This is a genomic window from Komarekiella delphini-convector SJRDD-AB1, from assembly GCF_014831675.1.
GTDB lineage: Bacteria > Cyanobacteriota > Cyanobacteriia > Cyanobacteriales > Nostocaceae > Komarekiella.
The window spans coordinates 1-25,891 of the sequence record NZ_VJXY01000070.1 but is presented as its reverse complement, the minus strand read 5'-3'; the positions used below and the strand labels follow the sequence as shown (position 1 = coordinate 25,891).

The window sequence follows — 25,891 nt, the reverse complement described above, 5'->3', positions numbered from 1 at the left end:
ATTATTGAGGCAACTAACTTAATTTTTTTCTTTCCGTGTATTGCACGGAAAAGTATAACTCTCCTCTCCATGTAATACGCGGCAAACTTGGCGTTTTTTTGTTAAGCAATATTTCGCCAACGGTATCCGTATCTCGGCGGCCACCCCAATAATGGTCGGTTGTTACACACACCAGTCTGATTGTTATTAGCCAGAATGTAGTGTAGTGGTGCAATGTATTGCACTGTTACAAAAGCTAAATACAGAGGTAAACTATGTTTCCTTTTTGGGGTAATCCCTGTTATGGAAGCGAACCCATTTCGCACAAAGCTAGCTTAGAGCGGAAATTAAAATTCTTGATTTGGATGCGAGATGATTTAGAGTCCAAACTGGCTGGCATTAATGCTTCTATTGATACCATTCGGCAGCAAATAGAACGCTCAGACTCAGCTGCTTAGAACTTAGTTCTTGCAGACATTTGTACTTAAGCCGATTGTAACTACTTTGTGACTGGGCGCTGTTTAGGGGCTGCAAAGCGTGTTGTAGGTCTTGGTACAGCGCTCTATCACAAAGGAGCGAAATGGGCAGTCTTGAAAAACGAAGCCCAGTCTTTTATTAAGAGGGGCAAATTTTCACTTCTGCAATTTGAGTGCTGATAGACCAGGCACAAAAGCAAAAGCCTCTAAGCTAGCGCGAAAAGACAAGCTATCTGTGCCGCCCTTCATTCAAAGAGGAAAAGAGGAGCGATCGCTTTTTCACACAACCCCAAATCCTGCTAAAATTCCTGTATTCAATACACCAACTACCATGTCTGGCAAAGGATTTGGGCAGCGCCAACCTACAAAAAACGATAAACTTGTTGAATCTGCGGTGCGTTACTGCCACAAGCGACAGCCAGAAGCCTTAGACCAAATTTTTGACAACCTGCCTGTGAAACTCAACAAGCAAGTGTTAGATGGTACAGTAGCAGCTTTAGAAAAAGATATCGATAGCCTCAGTTGGCTGTGTGGTTATTTTGCATCCGAAATTAACAGCACTTCAGATAACGATAAACCCTACCATCCGATTACGTTATTATCAAAACTTTTGATTAAATCTGGAATGCAGCCATTCGTTGATTTTATGCCCTACATTGGTTGCCGCATTTCCATACTCAACAACGATAAATTTGAAGCACTACCTCCCAGAGTTCAGGCAGCAGTTAAAGAAGCCTTTGATGTGGTAGAAACTAGTGGGGAAGAGGCACAAAGGATAAATGATGCACTACTACGAGAGTTGGAAGTGTAGTAGATAAATAATGGCAAAAAAACTTAAAGAAAATAAAATTTAAGGTACTTCATCTTGCTGAAACTTTTCCCAATCAAACTTAAGCGTCAGAATTTCAAATAGTGTTGGTGACAATATATCTAACTCTATTGGTTCACCAGTGTAGATGACATCTGGAAAATCTTGAGGGTGAAAGATTCCATGAGGAATACCCTCGCCTTTAAGCCACATCTTAGCTCGATAATCGATGCGCTCACCTGATGGTAAGTCAATCCAAAAATGCGGCTCAATATGCTGATTATGTCGGGTCAAAGTCCCAAATAAAAGCTGATGCTCAATACCTTGATTAGCTAGTACAGTATGACAGATGCGTGTCATGCCATCACATTCAGTTTGAGAAGAATCATAGGGGTCAAGGAGTTGCTGAATTATTTCCCTTTGTGTCACTTCATACTCCTCAATTACTTCTAACCCATTGTCTTTCGCCACTTTCCACGTCTTAACTCATTAGGTGTAGCAGTTTCTTATGACAATAGTGCCATGCTATTACTAAGTCAATTAAAAACTAGATTATCATAGCGATACTGTGCATTATCGATGTTTTAGGAGTATTGACGGTTCATGATGGAATCTCAAAATCTTCTGTTGGGACAGTATTTAAGCCTTATCGATTTTTGCACTTGCACTAACACTTATCAAAAGTACATCAATCAGATTAATCCGTTTCCTACAAACTCCGAAAGTATAGATGCTTTGCAAAATCTCTGCAAGCATATTGTTGACCCTATTATTGACCATTTTGGTCGAGAGCAGTTTCAACTTACTTATGGTTTCTGCTCCAAGGACTTGAAACATTTCTTAGAGCAGAAAGACCCTGTAACAGGCTTAAAAAACGGACGGGTTGCACCAAATCTTGACCAACACATGGCACATGAAGTTAACCGCAATGAAAAATACTACTGCGATCGCTTGGGAGCCGCTTGCGATTTTCAGATTGCAAATGTATCGAGCAATAAAGTTGTTGACTGGATTTTAGATACAGGCTTGCCATTTGATAGGCTGTACTACTATAGTATCGAGCGACCAATTCACATTAGCTATGGCGACGGTCATAGCCGTAGTATCTGCACGTTTACTACAAGCGGGACACCTACTACCAAAGGTATTGAGGCTTGGGTAAATTTAGCCAAATTGAAGATTGAATAGCGTAGACGCTCTGCGGCTTGCCGATAGGCATCGCCGCCGTCAAAACCGAGCTAGGTTACGAGAGTCAGCAAAGGTATTAATGAGGTCAATAACAGCAGTTGACAGTACACCAGGAAAAGAAGCGGCATTACCAAAGACAGTAGAAAACCTAATAGCCACATCCTCTTGAAGTGCTAGCGAGAGTGAACCAGATGTGTTGTAGTTTCTGTAAGCTAACTCTAAATGAGGTTGAGCCTGCTGTAATTTTGCTTGAGAAGGAAGGCGATCGCGCTTGATGTGTGAATTGTAATAAGGGTCAGCCGGGACTAGGTTCCAAAGTTCGTTAATTGGGTAAAGTGACACAGGTAAAATGTGGTCTAAATCATACCTGATGCCACAACAAATGTGTTTTTGTGTCCACGGGCATACAAATTCTGTTCCTTCCATCAACAGTACATCAACATGGTTGCGTTCCCAAGTCAAAGGTCGGCGGTTGTCAGGTCTATCTGTGAGCAGCTGATAAATAAAACCTCGATTGACTATTGACTGATTTTCTTGTTGTACTCTCTCTGTAAATAAGCACCATTCGTGAATGCAAAGTGCTTCAATCCACAATGACATCTCCCCAAATGTTTGCCACAAGTTAGCTTCCACAACCAAACATTTGTCTTCTGCTTTCGTGCCAGGAATTGCTATGAGGGTGCTAAGTTCTGCATATTTTAAAGGTTTAGCAAACACCGTCCAATTGCCGGGGCCAGCATACCTAACTGGCATTTAAATTGCCTTGCTAATGGCAGTGAGAGCAGCTTGATAGGCTTGGCGTAATGATTTGGAGTAGGCTTGATATTTTCGCGGCACTCTTAACTCGTTGATGAGGAAAAAGCCATCGCTAGGGTTTGAGGTTCCACCTACAATTGATTCCCATTCATGCCGCAGTTCGGTTAGCTGAGGGCGAAACGCCATATCGTTTCTTAAGTTATTCCCTTGAGGAGCACGCGGCCCTTGTAATATTGGCTGTCTATCACTAACGAATGGCCAATAATAAGCCACCCAAAACTCAGCCAACGCCCGTAAAGGTACTGCTACATCTGCTCTTAGATTCCGTAAATCAGGGAAGCTGAGGACGACATCATTAATGGCACGCAGCAAGGCAATTTTGTAGCTCGTCACCTTGCTATCGTGCTTGAGAATTGTGCTGATAATTTTGCTTCCCGATGACATAGCAGGGGTTACAAACGCTACTCTATAATATCCCCATTTTCATCCCGCCTCACTTCCACCACCTTAACGTCAAAACTTTCCCACTCCTGCACAGTAAACCCTGCTGCGGTTTCGTTGGGATATCGCCGCGCCATTTCCTCCCATGCAGCTTCTTCGTTGATTGCCCAGATGAAATGCCCCTGGCGTTCTCTGGGGTCATCACGCCCAGTACAGTCGTGTGAGTATAATGCGTTACGTGTACAGCGATATTCTCTCATAACTGCGAATGGCCAAAGATTTAGCTTACTACGTTAAGAAATTTTCTAAGAGGTCTGTTGTTGGGAAGATGGGCTTAAATGTTAGCCCTGGTGCGCCCAATAAACCGATTTTGCTGTTATCTGTCATTGAAATGATAGCAACTAGGCAGATAGTAAGAAACCAAATTCCCCTATCTGCTGAACTCATCGCTACTTTCCTCAAACTGTGGAGCCACCTGGAGCCAGTACGCAAACCAGATATTGGACTGCCCTTCTATCACCTCACCAGTGATGGTTTCTGGCATTACCAAATGAAACTGGGGTTTGAATCATTGATTGCTGCCAAGGTGAAAATCAGAACTCCCAGCACCATTAGGGAAACTGTAGAGTATGCTGACCTCGATAATGAACTATGGACGCTTCTGCAAAATCCCCAGGACAGGACTGTGCTGACTCATGTTTTGATTAATTCCTGGTTTAACGAGCGTACACAGGATATCGAGTCATTATTGCAAGTTAACGCCTTTGCTGAACTACAAGACCAATTGCAACGCACTGGTGGCAAGGTCTATCAGCCAGAGGAATTAAAAGATGAACAAGCTGTAATTGTGCGAGATGGTGCGTTCCGTAAAATCGTTGTCTCAACTTACAACCACACTTGCGCGTTCTGTGGGTTGCAGATACTCGATTCACTTGGTCAGAACATTGTAGACGGGTCACACATCAAACCTTTCTCCCAGTTCTACGACGACCGTATAAATAATGGACTTTCACTGTGCAAGAATCATCATTGGGCATTTGACCGCTTCTGGTTCACCATCGATGATGATTACACTATCATCGTTGCTGACAACTTACGGGAAGTGTCGCCCAACGCTAAACCGATGCGGGAGTTTAGGGGCGATCGCATAAACCTACCTGCCCAAGAGCAGTATTATCCCAGGCAGGATTCTCTACAATGGCATCGTGACGAATTTTTAAGGCGTGCTGCATGACCAAAAAACCTAAAGGTTGGTATAAAGAAATTGTTATTCGCCCCGTTGTTCATGTAGACGGTTACGAAAGTTATGAGAAAATGTGCGGTATTGTTGCAGACTTTTACTACTCTGGGGAAGAACAAACACTACTGCGCCAACTAAGAACTAATCCCGCAGAATCGAGGTACATCACCTTATACACCTTGTTTAAAGTCGGTCAAGCTAAATGTCCGGCATATTGGGTGAATAAAGATTTACTCGAAGCATTGTTGCAATCAGTTTTAACCGTTGAAATTGACAGTTTAAATTGGGCAATGAAAACGGGAATGTTTATGCTACCCAAAAGTGTAATTCTTTCTCCTGAAAATAAGAGCGTCGATGCTATTTTTTGGAATTACGATAGTGAAGCTGATATCCTTTATTGGGCTGCAACCGATGGGTCTAGTTCCTTTTGCCGCCGATTTAAACTTAATGCACAAAAATTTTCTTATACTGATGCTGAAGATATTGACCCTAAAGTAGTCAAAGGATTTAATGAATATTTGCACTCAATTTTACTGCGATTAATTTTAATAATGGAATGCCGCCCTGAACTTGTAGATACAACCAGTGAACTAGTCAGGGTTAATAAAGGTTTTGGTAAAGCGCAAGCACAAGATTTTTATCAACCACTTTGGCTAGGACTTGGATATCGACTTAAACGTGAAGGGATGCAAACTACTAGTGAAGGCAGTAGCGTTACGCATGGTACTAAGAGCGTCCATTGGCGCAGAGGCTTTTTACGTAATCAGCCTTACGGAGAAGGCAGGCAGCAAAGAAAACTAGTTTGGATTGAGCCAGTTCTAGTAATGGGTGGAAAAGAATCATCATGATGACTGATGATGAAATCAATGGCAAATATGAATCCGGTCAAGACAGACTAATTCAAGAAATTGACAGGATAAAGCTAACAGCGCTAGTTGACAATATCAGGTCTAATCCTAGTTACATGACTATTGATAATGATAGTCAATCTGTTAAGGATTGGGATGATGTTAAAAAATCCCAACTAATTGAATCTTTTATTATTAATTTCCCTGTAATGCCAATTGTTCTCTACGAGAGGTCATATCATATATATGAAGTTATTGATGGTAAACAGAGGTTAAAAGCAATTGTAGATTTTTACAGTAATAAATTAGCTTTGAGTGGGCTAGAAGTTAAGACAGAATTAAACGGGTGTACTTATACTACTCTTCCAGCAAACGTCAAAGCAGAGCTTAATCGCCATTCTCTATCCTTGATATCTATTATCCCTTCAGGGGATGCCAGCCCTGAAGAAATAGCAAAAGTGATAGAGGTTGTTGCAAATCGTCTTAATTAAAAGGCTGCGATGGCGTACCCGCCCGCCGCAGGCATCGCATTCAGCTATTACACCAAAATTGTGAGTACATTTAGTTTCTAAGCACTCTTTGAATCAAAATTATTAAAAGACAATGGATAGACAAAAGCTTTTAAATAATGCTCATAATTTTGGAGCAGAAGCTAGGGCTAATAATCGGGCTATGATTATGACTAAAGATGATAGAGAAGATTTAATGTTTAGTGTTAGTATGTCAAATTGGGGTGATATACCAGAAGATTTACGTCAAGGACTACAAGCTGCATTTGTTGCTGGCTATGAATCTGAGTCTAAAAACTACATTTAATTTTAAATGACTAATGCACAATCCCAAATTGATGAGCTTTTTAAGCTTCTTGAACCGCTAAACAAAACTCAAGGAGAGCATTCGGTGAGTATAACTTTCTATCCTGGCATGAAAGGTGGAGTTATTAACTTTATGTTGGACTGGAAAACTTTCATTGGTGAGCAAGAATTTGACAATATTGACGAAGCGATAAAGTGTGCATACTCCCTTCAAAAAAAGTAGGTATCGATTCTATTAGTCAATAAGATTAATTAGTTGTGTTTTTATAAAATGTACTATGGATATCGTTGCTATACCAAAGAAGATAAGCCTTTAGGTTGGCTATATACATTTGATAGTAATACTGAATATGCTTGGACTGATAAAAAGTTGCATTGGTGCAAGCGTTGGAAAACTGAACGGGGTGCAAAGAAACATTTTGATAGTTACAACAACCGATGGCACTTCAAAAGTCAAGGAGGCTATCTCAAAATTGAATTAATGCCAGAGTTTTCACAAAGCCAGTCTTCTGCTAAGTCTAATCAGCAGCGATGGAACGAAGCCAATCGTGATGCGCTTTACCAACCTCAAGAAAATTACAACCAGAAGCGCCCTATAATGTCATTTCGTCCAAAAACCGAACTGTTGGAATGGCTGGAAGAGGAACGCTATCAGGATGAAAATGGGGAAGTAGAAACTGATGCCTCACTCCTAAATCGGAAACTAGAAAAACTCAGACAGTTAGAACAAAAAGGATTTTAGTGATTCGTTCAAGGATAATTAAAATGTCAAATAAAATATTAAAGTTTGAATTAATTGAAGGACTACCAGAAGATTATGGGACTTATCTCTTCTTATTAGAGGATAGTTGTATAAAAGAAGGATATTTCGGTTCTTTTCCTTATCCTCATCATCAAGAAGAGGTTGTTAGAATTGCTAACTGTGAAGATGAAAAATTTCATTATGAAAAATGTGTTGCTTGGCTCAAACCTATAGAATAATTTTTTTGACTAAATAGGTATAAAATAAAAACATAGAAATGTCTATGTAAAACAATGAACTCATAACAGTTGCAAAATATTATTATTAATATTTTTGCCGAAAAGCCAAGGTTTTTTGATGGTGTTTGCGCTAAAGATATTAAAAGTTTGCTTTTAGAGAATTACGAAATTTCTGTAAGTGAAAGAACAATTATTAAAGTGATGATGGAAATAATAGACGAGGGTCAAAATAAATTTGGAGGTTCTGGTTATGTTTGTGGTGATGATAGTACACTAACATGGGCGGATGAACATAGTAATGCAAATTCAAAACTGAGAGGATTACATAAGTATTGGTGGTTTAATATTTAAATGATAAAAATATAAAAAATTAAGCTAGTAGGTTTAGATAAAATTATCATTAGTTGTAATTAAAAAATGAAAATTTTATAGAGATAATCAGAGTTTCATTCTATGAATAAGAACGAGATAATAGGTAAAGTTTTTAAAAATCAGGAATACATGACTCCAGAACAGCTAAGTATTGCTGAAGAATTTCAGAAAATGATAGAGGCTGAGTACGCGCTTTGTACGGGAGAAATGAAAAAAGCTAATAAAGCAGCATTTGGAGACGAATCAACCAACTCAGATGAAGAGTTATCAACAGACTATGCCTGTTCCGAAATTGATGCCATTCGCAAATATTGGTATAACAGATTATTCAATCTTATTCAATTAATAGAATATAGAAATCCTCAGTTGACTGAAGAATTAGCAAATAAGTATTTAAATAATGAGCAGTAACTTAGACCGTCTTTTGGCAATATTAAAGGAACAAGCAGATTTAATTGATAAACTTAACACACGTTCTGATTTTCGCTACAAAAGTACACAACGACTAGTTTTAGAATATGGACAACCTTTTATAACAAAGGTCAAATCACCATTTAAAGGTCAGCCTAAATCATGCTTTGAAAACTGCTTAAAAGGATTGTTGAGGTATCCAAACCTAAACTACTGTGAGGGATTTGCTATTAGTGATAATGTTGATATAGCTGTATCTCATGCTTGGCTGGTCAATAATAATGGAGAATTAATTGATCCAACGTGGGGGGTAGGTAAACGGTTTAAAGGTAGTACTTATTTTGGAGTAGTCTTCAACGATGATTTTGTAAGGGAAATAGCCCAAAAGACTAAATGCTATGGAATCCTAGATAACGACTATATGAATGAACATAAACTGGTGCGCGCAGGCTTTCCAGCCCATGCACTGCATCCTCAATTTCATCAGCAATAATCAGCGATCGCCAGTCATCCTTTCATTCAAGCAAGGAAAACCCAAGAGCGATCGCCTGTATGTTACTTAAAGTAAAGGCGCTCAAGGCGGCGTTCTTATAGGAAAATTCAAAAGCGTAAGGCAAGCCTATCGCAGACATAGCACAAATTAATCACTACTCAAATACACAGGACTTACGCACTTGCCACGGATGATTATTATAAAAAAGCCCGGTTATCAGAGTAACCGAGCTTTTAGCTATCTCAATCAATCATTGGAGGTAGAGTAGTCTCATCACAATTAATTAAGCAGCAGGTTGTTCTAGATTAACCTTGACAACTTTGTTTTTTTCTTGCTCGGACTTGGGCAATGTCAAATTCAAAATGCCGTCTTTATAATCTGCGGTGACATTGGTATTTTGAATCCGAGCAGATAGAGGAATTACACGTTGGAATTTACCATAGTAGAATTCACTCTTGGTAGTGCCATTGTTTTGGGTTTCAGCTTCAGACTTGCGCTCACCGCTAATATGAACAGCATCTTGGGTGACTTGAATATCTAGGTCTTTAGCGTCTAGTCCTGGCAGTTCTAGCTTGAGCAGTATAGCATCATCAGTTTCTTGTAGTTCAGCAGCCGGAACTTTGATAAAATCTCTGTCAAACCGTGTAGATGGTACTCTGGTATCTCCAAGTAAGCCGTTGATGTGACGTTCTAAAGCGTTCAATTCTTGCCACGGGTTGTAACGTACTAGTGCCATAACTCTTACTCTCTTTAATTAGCTCTTGTTTAATCGTTTTTGCACTCGCCTTTGTGCTTATGTATTCATAATAAGTATGCTTAAAACTCATGTAAATTCGGTTCTCATCACCTAATAAAATGATGATTACCGCACTAAATAAGGCAGACAAAACATTACGGTTTACTCGACTTTTTCAGTTCGGTAAACCAGAATAAAAACAATACCAATAAGAATCAAATTATAAATCTGCTGATACTAAACTTCACTTTTTCTATCCAAACGGTTGCCCCCATCTCTCCCAATTCTCCTTGTTAAATGGTGATCGCCACTTCAAAATTAAGTTCAATTCCAATTCTTGCCGAGGTTTTCTTTCAACCGGAGCATCCCACCAAAACCCTGCATTGACCGCAGTCTGAATTCCATAGCGATAATGTAAATCTTGGTAGCTAGCGATGTAATCCTTGCAGGCGTGTATACCCTTCCACCGCTTGTTAGAGCGGCAGGTTTCCCCCACATACAAAATCAGACCAGCCGCAGAGTCAACAACAAAGTACAAACACGCATCGCCGGGGCTATCTGCTGGCATCCTATAAAATGACATTGGCATCAGCCGCAGCAAGAGCGGATCAATTTGGTCTGGGTCGCAGTGGTTGGGTGCAATGTCAAATAACGCCGTCTGTTGTGGTGGTTTGCTCTCTCTCGCCCGTTGCTGATAGTCCAAAATCTGAGACTTCCACCGCAGCAGCGCCTCAAGGCTCATCACTAGCGCCCCTGCTCTACATGCTGGTGTGAGGGTCAAATCTGAGAATAGGTTTAGCTGATTGGGTTCCAAGGTCATCACTAGGAGTTACTTTCCCAATAGATTATCTCCCAGAACTGAAATGCAAAAAACCTGTTAACGAGTTTAGGGGAGCGCCTTACTGCAAAGCGATCGCCAACGCCTTCACTTTCCTTTTTTCCTCTAAGAAATTTTTGGGTATCCATTCATACAAGCTACATTTATTCTTAAGAGATGAGGAGCGACGATCAAGCGATGCCTACGCTTGACTTCATTGCACTTATATTCTTTCTTCAAATCAACATTACACTAATCCAGAAGATAGATACATTTTTGAAAAGTTGAAGCACACTTGTAGGAGCAACTTTAACTATTCAATAATGGTGTGGCAATGTGGCTAAAATATGGTGTAAATGAAGATGGAATATTGGTATGTATTGAAGATATCACCAGAGGTAAAACTTCGCTTAAGTGTCTTTATTGTAATGGGGAGTTAACTGCCAAAAAAGGCAAGTTAAAAGAGCATCATTTCGCTCATCATGGAGAAACTTGTCGCCCTGTAGCTAACCAAGAATTTCCTACTCTGCCTCTCTATGACAATTTCAACATTCAGCTATCAAGCAAGGATTTAGCACAGTTAAAACTCCTCTGGAAGGAGTACGGAGCCAAAAATTACCCTACTAGTTCCTACTTAGTTACTCCAGGGTTGATAAAAGCGGGAATGTTGAAAAAAAATGTCTACATTAAACCACCTGCCTATGAATTCATAAATCTAGGAAAAATCCCCATCGGAGCGCTAGAGTTAACGCAATTTAACGCAGTACAGGAGCCGCTATTACTTAAAAAGCTCTTGAAACTTGAGCTAGCTTTTAAACACGCCGAGTACAAAAACGCTCCAGATTTAGCATACCGACTTACTGATTTAAAACTGTATCGCGCTCAACTCAAACGTATATTATCTTGTACACTGTATTTTTTAGATATTCAAACCAATAAAGGCACTTTATACAAGATAGGAGTAACCACTAGACCCGTTACTATGCGGGTAGCAGAAGTGGAAATAGATTTACTTGCACACTACCAAACTGTTGCGATTAAAGTCTTGGGTAGTTGGGCACACCGAGGTAATGTTGAATTGTATTTCAAACACCGCTATCGAGATTTTAACCATCCCATTGGGAGCTTAACTGAGTACTATAAATTTAATACAGAAGCTATCAAAATTGTCCTGAGCGATTTGCAACAAATGCAACCTAAAGTACTTTCTCAAGTTGAAATGGATATTCTTGAGGACAAGCCTAACTTAATTCAAGTTGCCGTATAGCGTTTATATAATTACCATAGCAAAATACTTAGTAGTTAGTAAGCAAAAACACATTTTGTTTAGCGATGAACTGAAATTCGCTTACCAGGATCTTGCTTTCTTACCCACACCAAGAATTTTTGCATTTGCGGTGCATGAGAAAGTTTTTCTAGAGTATTGAGTTCTCTAGCCAGTAACTTGTTATCGAATAAAGCATGAATCTGACGATGGCAGGCAGAACAGATATTTGCTGTTGGGCCTGGATCTTGTTTTTTGCGTTTGGTATTTTGTTGCGGAACTAAGTGATGGACTGTTAAATGTTCCATCTGTCTTTGGCACAGTTCACATTGCTGCTGTTGGTTAAACACCTGCTAATTTTGCTAAAACCCTATCTCATAGGATAGCTATCACTCAACACATTCTGCACGCGATAACCTGTGATTTTTTTAGAGGAAACCCAAGCGATCGCTTTTCGCTTACTGTTTCTAATTTCCTGCCAAGAAAGCTTGAAATAGTTCTGATATTTTTGCCTTGAGTGATGTAATTGCTTCTTCTAAAGTTTCACAAGGGTCTGTACTAACTATGTGGGCATCTCCCGCATCAGCACTAGACCACAAATAGCTGTGTTGCCCTACAGTTAAACATCCTTGCCATTTGTCCTCATGATTAGTGTCCAGTGTGATAAAAAACCGCTTTGGCATTATTAGTTCTTCGGAGTTAATCACAAACTCTCCCCACACAGAAAAGCCAAAATACTCCCCGTTTTTTTCATTATTGTATTCCCAATTAGTGAAATTGGGAAAAGCAGCTTGAACTTGCTCTAAAACTCGTTGTATTTCAGGTTCGGTTAATAGCATCGTCCTCATCCTCTTTGAATTTATTTCTTAGCCTCTCTTGAAAAGTTCAGAGACGCTCGCGGACTCGCTAACGCCGGAAATCGGCGCTCCGACTTTTCGCTTCGCTCTTTTAATAAAACCGATTATTTCTTCTAAACTAGCTCCTTCTCTCTGCATTGACTGAATCATAGGAATTAGCCCCACTGGCACAGAGCCAATGCTGCGGCCTTTCCACTCGCCATCAATCTTTTCTTCCCAGTTAAAGCCCCAGCGCCAATGAGTAGGATTATCAGGCTTTCTGTCACCAATTACACGCGGGTAGCTGGCTATGGTTCCGTTTTTCAGCTTCTTATTTTCCAGGTATTTGTACAAGCATCCTTTGCGCTGTCTGCCTTTTGGCTTTTGCACAGCTTGTTTGTGGCATTCAGTTTCCTCTAAGAATTTTTCGGGTATTACCTTATACCATCCTTGCTTGAGAGTAAGGTGCTTTTTCTCTCTACCCTCACCAGCTGCTATGCTGATAGTCTCGCCATTAATACCTGTCACTGTGGCAACGTGACCTACCCATTGGCTGAGGTTTTGGGTGCGAGTTTGGGTGATGCGAACGCGTTGACCTATCTTTAATTGCAGTGTACGCTCGATATCTGGTTCATGAGATAAAAATTTGGTCTGTTTAAGCACAGGAGGCGAAGTTGGCGAGATAGCAGACTCGTTTGATTGCGATCGCTGCTTGCAATGGGCAGACTGATCGAGCATAGAGATCGTTGCAATCTCGCCGTTTGTTGAGGTGGTGACGTATTCCTGGGTAAACGGGAGCTGCACTGAGATTGTCTCGCCACCATCCATCAATACTTTTTCCACCCAGCCAATGGGGAACCCCATCATCCACCCTGGTACGGCTGGGTTTAACTTGTCGCCCTTGGTTATATATGGCCTTAATTTCTGCTCCAATCTGGTTGCCCCAGCTGGTCTGCATCCCGTTGAGCCTTTGCAGTATGTTGTTGGTGTAGGCAACAACAAAGAGTCTGTTACGTTGTTGGGGTGATCCGACTTCCGCCGCCGATATGAGCTGCGGATCGTCCCAGTGATAGCCAACCACTCTGAGTCCGCCAAGAATTGCTCGTAATCCTCTATAGATAAGCCCTTCAGGATTTTCAATGATGGCGAAGCTGGGGCGGCCATCTGCAATACATCGCAGGGACTCAAACCAGAGGGCTGATTCTGGGTGGCTGAGTCCTGTGCCGTTTCCTGCGCCGCTGGTTCCAGTACAAGGAAATCCAATTGTGTAAAGGCTGAATTCTCCTGGTTGTGGGTAATAGTCCCTGATGTCGCTGTGAATGGAGATATTTGGATATCTGTATCTGAGGACTGCTTGGGCGTCGGGGTTATTTTCAATGAAGAGTTCTGTTTTGATGATGTCACTAACTCCGGCGGCTTCAATTCCGAGTTCAAATCCGGCGATTCCTGCAAAGAAGCTGACGTGTTTGAGTTGCATTCCGTCGCCTCCTTTTCCTCTAAGAATTTTCTATAGAACCCATTTGACATCTTTTACTGTATTGAAGTAAAGTTACCGCAAAAACCGTATCCAGCAGCCATGCCGTACTCTAGCAGCCTAACAGACGAAGAGTGGGAAATCCTTGAACCCCTACTGCCTCAGATATTGCCGCCTAAGAAACAGACCAGACCCTCAAATTGGACAAAAAGAGAACTCTTGGATGGCATCTTCTATCAACTCAAGAATGGCTGTAATTGGGAAGACTTGCCCAAGGACTTGCCCCCTTACTCAACCGTATATTGGCATTACAAGCAGTGGCGGGCATCTGGAACACTCGAAAAACTGATGGGTATCTTACATTCTCAAGTGCGTGAGCAAGTAAAAAAAAAGCTAAGTGGACAACGTTGATCATAATTGACTCGCAAGCAGTGAAAAACACTTGCAATGCTAGTGTTGAGTCGAAAGGATATTGTTTCTACAAATCGACGAATGGGATTAAGCGGCATCTAGCCGTTGATACATTGGGATTTCCCTTCTTTACTTACTGCACTACAGCAAATGTATCTGATGATATGGGTTTGCTTGAGATGTTGACTCAAAATATTGATTATTTCCAGTCAAAGCCCGTCAACATTCCCAAAATCACCATTCTGCTAGACCACGGTTATCACCCTGAACATCTGAGGCCGGAGTTAGAAAAGGTTTATCCCCAGATTATGACGAAAATCAGGTTTGAACTTTCGCCAAAACCATCAAAACACGAAAAGAAAGAATTAGGGAAGTCTGGGTTTATTCCGGTGGCTGCGAGGTGGATAATTGAACGCTCAAATGCCTGGATGGAGAGATGCAAAATTCTTGTCAAGAACTTTGAGAGAACTCTAGTTAATGCAACTGCCAAGATTAATCTTTGTTTTATTCGGTTGATGGTTAAAAGGCTTGCAGCCTCTTGTTAGATGTCAAATGAGTTCTATACAGTTTCACCTGACATCGCAATTACAATCCTCTCCCGCCGCGCCCACTCGAACCAAGCAGCCACCTCAGATTTAGCTTGTGTGGATTCCGGTTTTCGTCCCTCCTTACAAGCTGCAACAAACACAGCCTTCGGTGACTTAATACCTTTCCAATTTCGTATCGCCTCTTTAAGATAAGCGATGTCTACGACAAGCCGCTATGCGTCTACGCCCCTGGCACATTCTCCCAATACCGCTTGAGTGTGCGTTGAATTTCACAATTGAGCCGAAACTATAGGGTACAGGGTATCTCCATCAACTATTAAACTATAAGAAAGTCAAAACAACTGCTTGGGAGACACGTTAAGTGTGTGGTTCTGGGAAAAAGACTCAGTTGAATACGAGGTGTTCAAGCAATACGAACGAGCGTTAGTGGCCATTGGCGTTAACTTCTCACTTGAAGAAGTTCAAATGGCTTTAGAAGATTGCACTTATGGGTTAGAAAATGCGCTCAAAAGCACGATTGATTATGTACTGTGGCTACAGAAAAATGAAAAGCAATTTTTTCCAAATGCCATTTTGATTAGTGCCTTGCGAGAGCAGTGGAAGCCAAGGGCATGGCGTGATGAGTACCTGGAACTGCCAATGTTGGAATCAGCAGGACAAAGGTGGTGGAATGCTGCGGCCTCCAGGTGGGGGTATGATGTACGTAACCGCCTAGTTGCTGATGTTTTTTATGATGAAGGCACAGAATTTATCAAGTTCACCAACGGCAAAGAAATGACAGTAGAGACAGCATGGCATTGGGAATGGGAGCGAGTGCTAAATTATGCCAATAGTTGAAGTGTGATTGTGCTATTCATTCCCGTATTGGAAACCGCCTCATCATTTCCCTAACCGCCACCGCCTCACCCTCCGGCGTATACACAACCTCACCCGACATTGCAATCACAACCCTCTGCTGTCTCGCCCGCTCAAATCAATCCTCGACAGCAGATTTAGCCTGTGTGGACTCCGTTTTTCTCTCCTCCTTACAAGCAACAACAAACACAGTTTCTGGTGAATTAACGCCAATCCTCGTTCGGAGTGCTTCCTTCAAAGTCAGCGATCGTGCTACTGTTCCCAGTATTAACCAACATCCCATCCACACAAGCAACCCTCCACTGCGGAAACTTCGCCAGCAATTTCTTAATCACAATTTGCAAAGCCGGATCGTCACTCCAGCATTCATGCAAGAAGTCAAACCCCGGATTCTGCCCCGAATTCGCCGCCACTTTGAGTTTTTGCATACGTTCTGGTCGCATATTTGACCTCGCTACAATCGCCTCATGCGACCACTTTTCAGAATTTGGCACAGGTGCGGCGGAACTTTTACCTTCATGAACTGCTTTGACTTCATCACAAGAAACTGAGTTTTCAGTCATTAACTCAGCAGAGGGGCGACTAGGTTCTATTTTCTGATCTGCAATGCCTTCTCTACGAGACGCTCCGCGAACGGCGGTAAACAACGCCTCAGTTGAAGATTTTTCAATTTGGGCAGGCGACGCGGCGGAAAAAGTGCTTTCAGAACAGTCTCTCACTTCCTCACCACAGTCCTGATTTTCAGCTAACAACAAAGCAGATTCACCTTGTACAGCATCTACAAGCGCCAGCGTCGTACAGTCCATTGCCACAGGCAAGTCTTTCTCTTTCTCTGACACGCCCTCGACAGTCTGAGGCAACGCGACCCCCAAGGGAGCGTGAGCCGTCTCCTCCTCACGCGAATTTTCTGTAAGCGTGTCAGAGTTACACCTCACAAACTCAAATGATGAGTTTGTGAGGTGTTCCTGAACAGTTCGTGAGCGTTCACAGAACGCTTGCTCTGACTGGGTTTTATCTGAAATAGACGCTTTGTACAAAGCACGCATTTCTTTAGGGGCAGCATCCATCTCTGTATTGCTAGAATTTGGTTCTTGTTTTTGGGAACCTGGTTCTTGTGACGCAGAATCAATTTGCTCCCAAAATTCCTTTATCCGACTGCCATGCAAATTCCGAATCATCCAACCAACAGTTTCACGTCCGTCCTGGATCGACTTGTCCGGTTTTAAAATGAACAGACCACTGTCAGAAAGAATTTTCTTTGCAGAGATAAAAGTACTGTAACTGAGGTTTGTTGAAAAGGTCATCCACTGAAAACTTTCAACTGAAAAAATTAGCTAGTTTAGATTTGACTTGCAATCTCAATTAAAATACCGTCTAAATCTCTGACATATCCAACCTTTTGTCCCCAAGGCTTTTGTTTTGGCACAACTAAACTAATTGCACCAGCCTCAACAGCACGATTGAAGGCTGCATCAACATCATCTGTTGTAAAGGCAATTTCGATTCCAGCAGGTTGAGCAGATAAGCTGTTTTCTTGAAATCCGTTAATTAGATTTGAGCTAGCTAGTTCATTGGAGGCAAACGCAAGTTTTGTTGAGCCTGTCTCCATCTGTGCATACTGTCTACTTTCGTGAATAAAATGTTGGTGTAACCCAAATGCTTTTTCGTAAAAAGCGACCGACTGGGTAACATCCTTTACGTAAAGAATAGTGTAAGAAAATTCCATTGTTTTTATGGTTCTAAACAAGAATCACTGAGGACAAACTAGTACATTTGCTCTGTTTAGTCAAGCATCAGTACTTCCTTGACATCCAGTGTCAAGATTTAACTACTCAAACCGTTACTCCTCCCAATCCACCAACACCCCATCCACACAAGCGATACCCCACTGCGGAAACTTCGCCAGCAACTTCTTAATAACAATCTGCAAAGCCGGATCATCCCAACACGAGAGCAAGAAGTCAAACCCCGGATTCTCCCCCGAATTCGCCGCAACTTTGAGTTTCTGCATACGCGACTGTCGCATATTTGACCGCGCAACAATCGCCCGTCGCGACCACTTTTCAGATTGTGGCACGGGCAGGGCGGAACCTTCTCTACGAGACGCTGCGCGAACGCCTTCATGATCCGCTTTCACTTCAAGTCCAGAGACTTGATTTTCTCCCGATAAGGAAGCAGATTGACCCTGTTCTACTTGCCCCGGTGTTTGATTGGCGATTGCCTTTGGCACTGCCCCTTGGGCAATCGTCAAACTTGAAGAAAATTCATTTTGAGCGACGGGCGCGGCGGAACAAGCACCTCCATGACAGTTTTTCGGTTCAACACTACAGTCCTGATTCTCAGCCAATAACGTTCGCGCAGCGTCTCGTAGAGAAGCGGGATTACTCTGTGCAGCATCCACAAGCGCCAGCGTCGTGCAGTCCATTGCCGTAGGCAAGTTAATTTTCTTCTCTGCCACGCTTTCAACAGTCTGAGGCGACGCGCCCCCCAAGGGCGCGTGAGCCGTCTCCTCAACTTGCAAAATCTCATTTAGCGTGTCAGAGAAACATCTCATCAACTCATTTGATGAGTTGGTGAGATGTTCCTGAGTAGTTCGTGAGGGTTCACGGAACCCTTGCTCTAGCTGACTTTGACCTAAAATAGATGCTTGATTTAAAGCACGCATTTCTTCACAGCCAGCATCTTTATCTGAATCCCCAGCATTTGATTTTCGTTTTTCAGAATCTAATTCTCGTAAGACAGAATTAGCTTTCTCCCAAAATTCCTTCATTCGGCTACCATGCAAATTCTTCATTATCCAGCTAGCCGTTTCCCTACCATCTTGAATCGACTTGTCGGGCTTAAAAATGAACAGTCCATTTTCAGACAGAATTTTCTTCGCAGAGATAAAAGTACTGTATCCTAAAGCAGAAGTCAGAGGGAACCGTATGGGTCAGCCGTCCAGCACTCCTGCGACAATTGCGACACTTCCTCAATTCAATTGCAGGAAGTATGTCAACCCTTAAAAGAAGCGTTCCACTAAATAAGCCGCATATTCCATACCATAAGGTACGCTCACCCCAGCAGTCATTTCATTAGCAAAGTAGGTGTTTTGATTACCTTGCAACATTTCTAATCGTTGATAAATACCATCCTTGAGGTCTTCGGCTGAAAAATGAGAGAACCACTTCCAAATTAGGGGTTGACCCATAGGTGTCACTTGAGTACCTCCGAGCTTTTTGACACAATCGGCTACGTTGCTTTCCAACTCTTCAACAGTTGTCGTTTCATCCATGAATGGATAAAAATTGTAGATTTTACTGCCTGGATCAACCTCGTAGATAGCTAATGGATAACTAGTTGGTAAAGACTGATTTAAAGTATTTCTGATTACGTAGAAAATGTTTGCAGGTAGACCCTCTACTTTACAGGTAATAACCGCTCTTTTTATTGTACGTACCCTAGAAAAAATATCTGCTTCTGCACGGGAAGCATCGGCTACGCCAAGAAAGTCATCTACAGGAGCAGTCCAAATTAAACGCTCGAATTCCCACTGATTTGAGGCAGTTTTAACCAGAATTGTTTGACCACGAGAAACACGTTCAATAGTTTGTCCTAGACACAAGTGATGAGTTGCTGCTAAACGATTCCATAATTCTTGATTCCCTTCTTGCAATTGAGGCATATTCAGAAACAATTTTTTCAAGAAATTGCAACGGTTCAATAATGCCAGTAGCCGAATCACATAAGCAGTAGAAGCTTCTTGTTTTAGATATCCAAATTGTGCCGCATTCGCAATAGGCATTAAAGCATCTCGAATAAAATCCAAACCCTGTTTGTTAAACCATTGAGGTGAGGATTCATTCATACCTCGGTAAGTAGGATTAATATAGCCTGGATCTGAATACAGAGTATACTTGTCTAATTCTTGGAAAAATTTCCTCAACTGCCAGAGTCGGCCCAATAAAGAATATTTGGACTCCACTAAAAACGGGCTAGAAACTTTGCCAGTCCCTAAGTCAAATACTTGCACTCGTGGCATCACATGAAGCGATGGAGAAATCCCATACCTTTTTCTGTATTTTTTGTACAAAGGACTAGGTAAGAGCCAAACAGTTCCACCCTCGTAAATACCACGGGCTTGAAGACTTGCGTCTGCATACCTAATTGAATATGTTTTACCACCTACGCGATTTTTGGCATCAATGATGGTGATATTTTTATATCCAAGATCATGTAATTCTTCGGCAGCCGTTAAACCAGTACATCCAGCACCAACGATACCAATACGGATTGAAGGTTCATAGGTTAAACGATTAATTCGCATCGTAATTGTTAGTGAGAATTTCAGCCCTATTTAATTGTACTAACTTTATGTTCAGCGTTATATGCCAATACGGTTCAGCCTCTTCAAGGTTCAACATAGGAATGGCACGCTTGATATCGGCAAATCGATTATTCATAAGGCGCTACAATTCCTCATGTGACCATTTCTCAGGATTTGGCACAGGGGCGACAGAACAGGTATCGTCTCTATGAGACGCGCAAGGAATATGAAGGGCTTTGGGTTCAACGCAACAATCTTTTATTTTAAGTAATCCATATCAGATTAACTTTGTCCTCTTTCATCCCCATACGTACTATAAATTCATGCCCATGATCAGCAAAACTCAGCTTCCACAAATAGGTCTGAGTTTCTCCTTGTTTGAGATGGCCGAAATAAGTAGTTGTATAACCTTCAGACATACGAGGAATTAGTGGGGAGCTAACTTGGTCAAAAATTTCTTTGGTAATATCTGTTCTGTAGTCTGAATCACCAACTGTGAGAAAAAGGTCGTAATTTCCCGTAGCCGTAGCATCCAAAATAGTTTGCAAACAATTAATCACGTTCTCAGGGGGATTTGTTGAATTCATAATCATGCTCTTATGTTTGGTGTGGCTAGGTGTACTAAGCTTTCACCCCAAAATTCAAATTTTTTGCATCAAATCAAAATTATTACAAAACTTTGCATTTTTCGTTTTCAACGCATCGCACTTGTTACTCATTCTAGTGAACTAACACCCCATCCACACAAGCAATTCCCCACTGCCCAAACTTCGCCAATAGTTTCTTAATCACAATTTGCAAAGCCGGATCGTCACTCCAGCATTCATGCAAGAAGTCAAACCCCGGATTCTGCCCCGAATTCCCCGCAACTTTGAGTTTCTGCATACGCTCTGGTCGCACATTTGACCGCGTAACAATCGCCTCATGCGACCATTTTTCAGGATTTGGCACGGACGCGGCAGAACTTTCACCCTCATGAACTGCTTTGATTTCTGCACCTGAAACCGAGTTTTCAGCCGTAAACGTAGCAGAATAACCCTGTTCTACCTGCCTCTGATTTTGATTAGCGATCGCTTCCTTGTCAGAAAATTCATTTTGGGCAACGGGCGCGGCGGAACAAGTGCCTTCATGATCTACTTTATCCTCATCACCAAAAACCAAGTTTTCAGCCAACAAAGATGCAGAGGAACGACTCGGTTCTATTTTTTGATATGCGATCGCTAAACTTGAAGAAAATTTATTTTCGGCAACGGGCGCGGCGGAACAAGTACCTTCATGAGGGAATATCGCTTCAACACTGCAATCCTGTCCTTCTCCTAACAACAAAGCAGATTCACCTTGTACAGCATCTACAAGCGCCAGCGTCGTACAGTCCATTGCCACAGGCAAGTCTTTCTCTTTCTCTGACACGCCCTCGACAGTCTGAGGCGACGCGACCCCCAAGGGAGCGTGAGCCGTCTCCTCCTCACGCGAATTTCCTGTAAGCGTGTCAGAGATACACCTCACAATCTCTTTTGAAGAGATTGTGAGGTGTTCCTGAATAGTTCGTGAGGGTTCACAGAACCCTTGCTCTGAGTGACTTTGAGCTAAAATAGATGCTTCATACAAAGCACCCATTTTTTCACAGCCAGCATTTATCTCTGAATCCCCAGCATTCAGTTCTCGTTTTTCAGAATTTGGTTGCTGATTTTCAGCATTAGCTTTCTTCCAAAATTCCTTCATCCGGCTACCATGCAAATTCTTCACCATCCAGCTAGCCGTTTCCCGGCCATCTTGAATCGACTTATCGGGTTTAAAAATGAACAGACCACTGTCAGAGAGAATTTTCTTTGCAGAGATAAAAGTACTGTACCCCAAAACAGAAGTCAGGGGCATCCACCGAGAACCGTATGGGTCAGCCGTCCAGCATTCTTGCCACAATTGCGTAACAGAGGGTCTTCGCTGCGAAGCCCACAACATATCTTCAATCGGAATGATCACATGAAGTCTTTTATATGGGGATTCCTTCTTGCTAGCAGCAGCCTTTTTAGGTTTAGATCTTGTGATAGTTGAGGTCATTTTACAATCTCCTGTTTATGTTGACGCACGGAAATTTCCCCCACTATGATTGCGGGGCTTGGTACTTGTATTTAGTTGTCTAAAAAGTTACCGATACACTGAAGACCTATTGAGGTTGCCAGAATCGCAACTCATCTCGGAAATACCTATCAGTTTTTTTCGATTGCTCCTTCCAGAAATCCCAGGCAACTACCAGTTCCTCGCCTAAATCCTCTACAACTTCACCCCTCTCGACATACAAAGTCCGGTAAGGGTTAGCATGGGCAACAATAGAGCCAACGCTAATTGTGTCCGATTGCAAGGATGCATTCTGGAGCACAGTAATTAAATCTGTTTCCTCAGTGCTTAATTCCGCCCAATAATCCTGTTTAATTACCTCGTATTCTTGGGCCACTGCCCAGTAGTCCTGCCAAGTACACCCAGACTTAACCAGCACCCGCCGAATCTCACTAACCGCTTGAGGAAGCATCTGCAATTGTTCGGCACGATATGCGATCGCGGATTGTGTAGGTTCACTACCTAAAATTAGTGCTGCTGCTTCCAATGCCTGAGTATTGTTCATCGCACTGGCAAGGTTTTTCAATGCCATACCCATCAGCCGCAGACATTCTTGGGCATTTTCTTTGGGTGGTTCTTGTGCCAGCGATCGCAAATCAATGGTTTTCTCTAAGGCCTGTTTCACCTGCTTGTTCAAAACTTTAGTTGCTTGCTGGGTCATGGTATTTCCCCACTGCTGAACCGGATGCTGTTGTACGGCGTGTTCTAATTCTTGGATACGTTGCTGGAGTTGTTGGTTTTCAATTTCCAGTTTCCGTAACCCCTCCATCTCCAAGAGGCGTTGCTGTAACTGGATATTCTGCTCTTTCTGCTGCTTGTACAGGTTTTGCAGAGATTGGATTTGTTCTTGTACCTGGGCTTCGGCTCTGGCCGATACTTCTGCTTGCAAACCAATCCTCAATTCCTGGGAAAGTCGTTCTAACTCTTGCTGATGCTGTTCTTTAATTTGGGCAATCGCTTCAGAGTATTCTGGCGGATAAGTGCGTTCTTTGGGGAATGGAACGCTGGGGGCATCTAGATCAGTATTGTTGATCAGCAGTTTTTCACCATCATCAAAAGTTACAATCTGCTGCCAAACGTTTGGTGCATCTGCTTCAATCAATCCTGATTCCCCATAACGAGAATGTGATTGTGATGAAACCGTGACGCATTTGGCGAAGAGAAAAGAGGGCAGGCTTTCTGGGTTGATTTGTTCAGCGCCATGAGTAATCGTGTTGTTACTAAGCCTGCCCTCTTTTCTAAGCCGTTCCCCCGTGACCGAATTACACAATTGCGTTTTTGATTTTCTGGCTTTTCGTGGTGCAACCTGTTGTACTGCTTTGGCGAAATCGGCAGCTGTAGGAAAAGGCTTTTCTTGAGATGCGATCGCTACAGCTTGTTGAAGCTTGTCGGGTGTTTTGACCAACCGGAGTAGGGGGCGAGTTTGGGAAGGTTTAGTGATCTTGTCTCTCAAATCTTCTGGCAGAGTTTCGACTACTCGCTTGGCCGCGAATAAATCCCTGACCCTCCGATATCCTCCATGTTTGGTCAACTCGCTTTCGCAGTAATCCTCAAAGCTAGTGTATGCGCCATCTTGGAAATAGCCGTTATCTCGCATCAGCCGCAGTTCGTCGGATGCTTGCCACTCGAACCGATCTATGGCAGCGAAGGTTTCTTGGATGCTGCTGTTGAGATTGGCGTAATCGAGTGCTGATTTTGTTTCGGAGCGGTCTAGTGTCAGCATATTTCTTGCCCACTATGGTAAATGCTTGAGGAAATTAGTGTTGCAAATTAGCCAAAGTGAACCAGGTAGCTGTCAGATGGATTTTTCCAAAAATGTGTCAGCATTATAGTTAGTTCACTTTGTTGTGAATGAATTGAACGGGCGATCGCATTGCTTTGGTCGGCGGCGATCGCTTTTACTAAGCAGCAGATGAGACTAAAGAGTCTTCTACTTGAGCTTCAGAATTTGTGAGATGAGATTTTTTGTGTTGAATAGATGCTTTAACTCCTTTAATTTCATAATTCTCATCAACGACAGGGTTTGGGCCTCGAACGTAACTAATTAAGTCAGAAGGGCTAATCTCTCCTTCTAAATCCTGTGCAAGTCGGTTTAAGGCTTCGCAGAGGTTGTTTAATATTTCTCCGTCCAACCGAGGCATCGTTCTAGAATTTCGTAGGTTAGAGACAGAGTTAGCGCTTACGCTCATTTCGTCGGCAAGGTCACGGGCTTTAATGTTATGCCTTGCCATTACTTCTTTTAATCTCCACTTAATCAAGGCTTGATTCATAATTCTACACTTTAAGCTTACTTCTATCCTTACTTCACCACAAATAGTCAAGGATAAGACTAGATAGATACATAGCAAATCTTGATAAATACAGTTTTAAGCTTGACTAATATGCTTTTAGCCTTTATATTCTTAGAAGAAGAACAAGAAAAAGCAAACCAACTTGCACCCGAATGCAATTAGGGTTTGCACTTACAGAACCTTGACAAGAGAATCCAGAAGTACCGATTGAGGGGCAGCCGAGGCACTGGCACAACCAGAGAAGGGGAGAGGTACACATCGGGGGAACGGATTCGGTTAATAAGAATTACCAGCAGGACGACTGCCTTTGAAGCGTTGAAGCCGTCGCCTGACATTATTGTTCTCCTGTTTGGTAATGCTCCTGGTCACTGGCTGAGGGCAACAAATGCAAAGCTACGCTTAAACAATTTGAGAGCGTTGTACTAAACCACAACATTTTTTGCACACATATAAAAGCGATCGCTTGCCCTGAGAAAGTTCGCGATCGCCTTTTATCCAACTGAATGGAGTTTTATTATGACCTATCTAACCCATCCACAGCAAGCCCAGGCGCAAACTGTCGCTCCAATTGCCCCAGCCAAAGACCCATTGACTGACCGCGATCGCTTGATCATTGCAACCATAGTCAACCAATCCGACTTTCCTCATGATTGCCAGCCGCAGGATGTAGTCACTATCTGGATTAACTCTGACAACATCGTGTGGGTGAAGATGTCCCACGGTTTCGCTCGTTTCAACAAAGAACCGTTCAAGGCAGCAGTGGCGGAAGTCAAAGCAACGTTACCCGAAACGCCACTAGTAGTCTGCCAAGGTAACTTTGCTAAGTAAAACCTCTAATTGGTAAAATAGCCAAAAACGGGGTGTAACATGGCGAAAAAGTACATTGTTGACTTGAATAAAGATGAAGTTTCCCAGCTACAAACAATAATTAAAAAAGGTAAGCACAAAGCAAGAACCATAACCCGTGCAAACATTCTTCTGATGGCTTCTGAAGGAGAAACGGATCAAGCGATCGCTGACACAGTTAGAGCGCATATTGCCACAGTACAAAGGATACGAGAGAAGTTTGTCGTTGGTGGGTTAGATTTTGCTTTAAAGGATGAAGCTCATCCACCAAAACCTAAAAAATTAGATGAAAAACAAGAAGCATTCTTAATTGCAACTGCTTGTTCTAATCCACCAAGTGGAAGAGTGCGCTGGACAATGCAATTATTAGCAGACCATTTAGTAAGCGTTGGTATCATAGATTCAATTTCGGACGAAACAGTGCGTCAGACTTTAAAAAAAATGAAATCAAACCTTGGTTGAAAGAACAATGGTGTATTCCTGAAGTCAATGCGGAATATGTTTTCCGAATGGAAGATGTACTGGATTTATACAATGAGCCTTATGATCCTAAACGCCCTGTAGTCTGCTTTGATGAGCGTCCA

General features: G+C 42.2%; 38 protein-coding genes. 20 read left to right on the top strand and 18 right to left on the bottom strand.

Features of this window, described 5'->3' with window-relative positions; all coding sequences use genetic code 11:
- Positions 1-254 precede the first annotated feature (254 nt).
- Both FNW02_RS33645 and FNW02_RS33640 read left to right on the top strand, forming a co-directional pair.
- Entirely contained in the window at positions 255-437 is a 183-nt protein-coding gene (locus FNW02_RS33645) for a hypothetical protein (protein ID WP_096555315.1), read from the top strand.
- A gap of 187 nt (positions 438-624) precedes the next feature.
- The gene (locus tag FNW02_RS33640) at positions 625-1,266 is read left to right on the top strand and encodes a hypothetical protein (RefSeq protein ID WP_225226104.1); all 642 of its coding nucleotides are present in this window, start codon (positions 625-627) and stop codon (positions 1,264-1,266) included.
- A gap of 39 nt (positions 1,267-1,305) precedes the next feature.
- On the opposite strand, the gene FNW02_RS33635 is transcribed toward FNW02_RS33640, so the two are convergent.
- On the bottom strand, positions 1,306-1,734 hold the full coding sequence (locus FNW02_RS33635; RefSeq protein WP_225226103.1) for a hypothetical protein: 429 nt from the start codon (positions 1,732-1,734) through the stop codon (positions 1,306-1,308).
- A 132-nt stretch (positions 1,735-1,866) separates the two neighbouring features.
- Here FNW02_RS33635 and FNW02_RS33630 point away from each other — a divergent pair, with 132 nt between their 5' ends.
- A complete protein-coding gene (locus FNW02_RS33630; protein WP_225226102.1) occupies positions 1,867-2,451 on the top strand; it encodes a hypothetical protein in 585 nt (194 codons plus the stop codon).
- Between the two features lie 39 nt (positions 2,452-2,490).
- Here FNW02_RS33630 and FNW02_RS39215 read toward each other — a convergent pair whose 3' ends face one another.
- The 3 genes from FNW02_RS39215 to FNW02_RS33620 are packed head-to-tail and all read right to left on the bottom strand — an operon-like array spanning position 2,491 to position 3,908.
- Complete coding sequence (locus tag FNW02_RS39215) at positions 2,491-3,204, bottom strand: HNH endonuclease domain-containing protein (protein ID WP_225226101.1); 714 nt, start codon at positions 3,202-3,204, stop codon at positions 2,491-2,493.
- Positions 3,205-3,651: a hypothetical protein gene (locus tag FNW02_RS39210; RefSeq protein ID WP_225226100.1), complete on the bottom strand. Its 447-nt coding sequence runs from the start codon at positions 3,649-3,651 to the stop codon at positions 3,205-3,207.
- Between the two features lie 17 nt (positions 3,652-3,668).
- On the bottom strand, positions 3,669-3,908 hold the full coding sequence (locus FNW02_RS33620) for a hypothetical protein (protein ID WP_191761861.1): 240 nt from the start codon (positions 3,906-3,908) through the stop codon (positions 3,669-3,671).
- A gap of 8 nt (positions 3,909-3,916) precedes the next feature.
- Between FNW02_RS33620 and FNW02_RS33615 the strand changes: the two genes are divergently transcribed.
- From FNW02_RS33615 to FNW02_RS33570, 10 genes are all read left to right on the top strand, one after another.
- Positions 3,917-4,882, top strand: coding sequence for an HNH endonuclease (locus FNW02_RS33615; RefSeq protein WP_191761860.1), 966 nt, complete (start codon positions 3,917-3,919; stop codon positions 4,880-4,882).
- Positions 4,879-5,736 carry a hypothetical protein gene (locus FNW02_RS33610; RefSeq protein ID WP_191761859.1) on the top strand — a complete coding sequence of 286 codons (858 nt, stop codon included), beginning with the start codon at positions 4,879-4,881 and terminating at the stop codon, positions 5,734-5,736. Before FNW02_RS33615 ends, FNW02_RS33610 begins: the two co-directional genes overlap by 4 nt.
- Complete coding sequence (locus FNW02_RS33605; RefSeq protein ID WP_191761858.1) at positions 5,733-6,227, top strand: DUF262 domain-containing protein; 495 nt, start codon at positions 5,733-5,735, stop codon at positions 6,225-6,227. The genes FNW02_RS33610 and FNW02_RS33605 overlap by 4 nt, the downstream gene beginning before the upstream one ends.
- Before the next feature lie 112 nt (positions 6,228-6,339).
- Positions 6,340-6,552, top strand: coding sequence for a hypothetical protein (locus FNW02_RS33600; RefSeq protein ID WP_191761857.1), 213 nt, complete (start codon positions 6,340-6,342; stop codon positions 6,550-6,552).
- A 6-nt stretch (positions 6,553-6,558) separates the two neighbouring features.
- A complete protein-coding gene (locus FNW02_RS33595; RefSeq protein ID WP_191761856.1) occupies positions 6,559-6,774 on the top strand; it encodes a hypothetical protein in 216 nt (71 codons plus the stop codon).
- Between the two features lie 48 nt (positions 6,775-6,822).
- A complete protein-coding gene (locus FNW02_RS33590) occupies positions 6,823-7,293 on the top strand; it encodes a hypothetical protein (RefSeq protein ID WP_191761855.1) in 471 nt (156 codons plus the stop codon).
- Between the two features lie 23 nt (positions 7,294-7,316).
- A complete protein-coding gene (locus FNW02_RS33585) occupies positions 7,317-7,532 on the top strand; it encodes a hypothetical protein (RefSeq protein ID WP_191761854.1) in 216 nt (71 codons plus the stop codon).
- Between the two features lie 69 nt (positions 7,533-7,601).
- Positions 7,602-7,883 (top strand): hypothetical protein, encoded by a 282-nt coding sequence (locus tag FNW02_RS33580; RefSeq protein WP_225226099.1) that lies wholly within the window; start codon positions 7,602-7,604, stop codon positions 7,881-7,883.
- 102 nt (positions 7,884-7,985) lie between these two features.
- The gene (locus FNW02_RS33575) at positions 7,986-8,315 is read left to right on the top strand and encodes a hypothetical protein (protein ID WP_191761853.1); all 330 of its coding nucleotides are present in this window, start codon (positions 7,986-7,988) and stop codon (positions 8,313-8,315) included.
- Positions 8,305-8,808, top strand: a complete 504-nt coding sequence (locus FNW02_RS33570) for a hypothetical protein (RefSeq protein WP_191761852.1) — start codon at positions 8,305-8,307, stop codon at positions 8,806-8,808. The genes FNW02_RS33575 and FNW02_RS33570 overlap by 11 nt, the downstream gene beginning before the upstream one ends.
- Before the next feature lie 283 nt (positions 8,809-9,091).
- Here the strand turns inward: FNW02_RS33570 and FNW02_RS33565 are convergent, their stop codons facing one another.
- Positions 9,092-9,544: an Hsp20/alpha crystallin family protein gene (locus tag FNW02_RS33565; protein ID WP_191761851.1), complete on the bottom strand. Its 453-nt coding sequence runs from the start codon at positions 9,542-9,544 to the stop codon at positions 9,092-9,094.
- A 253-nt stretch (positions 9,545-9,797) separates the two neighbouring features.
- The gene (locus FNW02_RS33560; RefSeq protein ID WP_191761868.1) at positions 9,798-10,364 is read right to left on the bottom strand and encodes a GIY-YIG nuclease family protein; all 567 of its coding nucleotides are present in this window, start codon (positions 10,362-10,364) and stop codon (positions 9,798-9,800) included.
- Positions 10,365-10,695: 331 nt separating this feature from the next.
- Between FNW02_RS33560 and FNW02_RS33555 the strand changes: the two genes are divergently transcribed.
- Entirely contained in the window at positions 10,696-11,628 is a 933-nt protein-coding gene (locus FNW02_RS33555) for a GIY-YIG nuclease family protein (protein ID WP_191761867.1), read from the top strand.
- Positions 11,629-11,687: 59 nt separating this feature from the next.
- Here the strand turns inward: FNW02_RS33555 and FNW02_RS33550 are convergent, their stop codons facing one another.
- From FNW02_RS33550 to FNW02_RS33535, 4 genes are all read right to left on the bottom strand, one after another.
- Entirely contained in the window at positions 11,688-11,975 is a 288-nt protein-coding gene (locus FNW02_RS33550; RefSeq protein ID WP_348535489.1) for an HNH endonuclease, read from the bottom strand.
- 117 nt (positions 11,976-12,092) lie between these two features.
- The gene (locus tag FNW02_RS33545; RefSeq protein WP_191761850.1) at positions 12,093-12,464 is read right to left on the bottom strand and encodes a hypothetical protein; all 372 of its coding nucleotides are present in this window, start codon (positions 12,462-12,464) and stop codon (positions 12,093-12,095) included.
- A 27-nt stretch (positions 12,465-12,491) separates the two neighbouring features.
- On the bottom strand, positions 12,492-13,199 hold the full coding sequence (locus tag FNW02_RS33540) for a hypothetical protein (RefSeq protein ID WP_225226098.1): 708 nt from the start codon (positions 13,197-13,199) through the stop codon (positions 12,492-12,494).
- On the bottom strand, positions 13,117-13,938 hold the full coding sequence (locus FNW02_RS33535) for a DNA cytosine methyltransferase (protein WP_191761848.1): 822 nt from the start codon (positions 13,936-13,938) through the stop codon (positions 13,117-13,119). Before FNW02_RS33535 ends, FNW02_RS33540 begins: the two co-directional genes overlap by 83 nt.
- Positions 13,939-14,037: 99 nt before the next feature.
- Between FNW02_RS33535 and FNW02_RS33530 the strand changes: the two genes are divergently transcribed.
- The 4 genes from FNW02_RS33530 (at position 14,038) to FNW02_RS33515 (ending at position 15,731) form a co-directional block, all read left to right on the top strand.
- On the top strand, positions 14,038-14,346 hold the full coding sequence (locus tag FNW02_RS33530) for a transposase (RefSeq protein ID WP_191761847.1): 309 nt from the start codon (positions 14,038-14,040) through the stop codon (positions 14,344-14,346).
- Positions 14,347-14,366: 20 nt separating this feature from the next.
- Entirely contained in the window at positions 14,367-14,891 is a 525-nt protein-coding gene (locus FNW02_RS33525; RefSeq protein WP_348535488.1) for a transposase, read from the top strand.
- Positions 14,892-15,086, top strand: a complete 195-nt coding sequence (locus FNW02_RS33520) for a hypothetical protein (RefSeq protein ID WP_191761845.1) — start codon at positions 14,892-14,894, stop codon at positions 15,084-15,086.
- Positions 15,087-15,257: 171 nt separating this feature from the next.
- Positions 15,258-15,731 carry a hypothetical protein gene (locus tag FNW02_RS33515; protein ID WP_191761865.1) on the top strand — a complete coding sequence of 158 codons (474 nt, stop codon included), beginning with the start codon at positions 15,258-15,260 and terminating at the stop codon, positions 15,729-15,731.
- A gap of 221 nt (positions 15,732-15,952) precedes the next feature.
- Here FNW02_RS33515 and FNW02_RS33510 read toward each other — a convergent pair whose 3' ends face one another.
- The 8 genes from FNW02_RS33510 to FNW02_RS33470 all read right to left on the bottom strand — a co-directional run bounded on the left by FNW02_RS33510 (position 15,953) and on the right by FNW02_RS33470 (position 24,440).
- A complete protein-coding gene (locus FNW02_RS33510; protein WP_191761873.1) occupies positions 15,953-17,053 on the bottom strand; it encodes a hypothetical protein in 1,101 nt (366 codons plus the stop codon).
- A gap of 35 nt (positions 17,054-17,088) precedes the next feature.
- A complete protein-coding gene (locus FNW02_RS33505; RefSeq protein ID WP_191761844.1) occupies positions 17,089-17,475 on the bottom strand; it encodes a VOC family protein in 387 nt (128 codons plus the stop codon).
- 114 nt (positions 17,476-17,589) lie between these two features.
- The gene (locus FNW02_RS33500) at positions 17,590-18,543 is read right to left on the bottom strand and encodes a hypothetical protein (RefSeq protein WP_225226096.1); all 954 of its coding nucleotides are present in this window, start codon (positions 18,541-18,543) and stop codon (positions 17,590-17,592) included.
- Between the two features lie 207 nt (positions 18,544-18,750).
- Positions 18,751-20,055 (bottom strand): FAD-dependent oxidoreductase, encoded by a 1,305-nt coding sequence (locus tag FNW02_RS33495; RefSeq protein WP_191761843.1) that lies wholly within the window; start codon positions 20,053-20,055, stop codon positions 18,751-18,753.
- A gap of 263 nt (positions 20,056-20,318) precedes the next feature.
- Positions 20,319-20,642 (bottom strand): hypothetical protein, encoded by a 324-nt coding sequence (locus FNW02_RS33490; protein WP_191761842.1) that lies wholly within the window; start codon positions 20,640-20,642, stop codon positions 20,319-20,321.
- A 133-nt stretch (positions 20,643-20,775) separates the two neighbouring features.
- Positions 20,776-22,113 (bottom strand): hypothetical protein, encoded by a 1,338-nt coding sequence (locus FNW02_RS33480; protein ID WP_225226095.1) that lies wholly within the window; start codon positions 22,111-22,113, stop codon positions 20,776-20,778.
- 106 nt (positions 22,114-22,219) lie between these two features.
- Entirely contained in the window at positions 22,220-23,893 is a 1,674-nt protein-coding gene (locus tag FNW02_RS33475; RefSeq protein WP_191761841.1) for a hypothetical protein, read from the bottom strand.
- Between the two features lie 178 nt (positions 23,894-24,071).
- Entirely contained in the window at positions 24,072-24,440 is a 369-nt protein-coding gene (locus FNW02_RS33470) for a helix-turn-helix domain-containing protein (protein ID WP_225226094.1), read from the bottom strand.
- Positions 24,441-24,977: 537 nt separating this feature from the next.
- Here FNW02_RS33470 and FNW02_RS33465 point away from each other — a divergent pair.
- Positions 24,978-25,289 (top strand): hypothetical protein, encoded by a 312-nt coding sequence (locus FNW02_RS33465; protein WP_191761840.1) that lies wholly within the window; start codon positions 24,978-24,980, stop codon positions 25,287-25,289.
- 39 nt (positions 25,290-25,328) lie between these two features.
- Positions 25,329-25,769, top strand: a complete 441-nt coding sequence (locus FNW02_RS33460) for a helix-turn-helix domain-containing protein (RefSeq protein ID WP_191761839.1) — start codon at positions 25,329-25,331, stop codon at positions 25,767-25,769.
- The last annotated feature ends 122 nt before the right edge of the window (positions 25,770-25,891 follow it).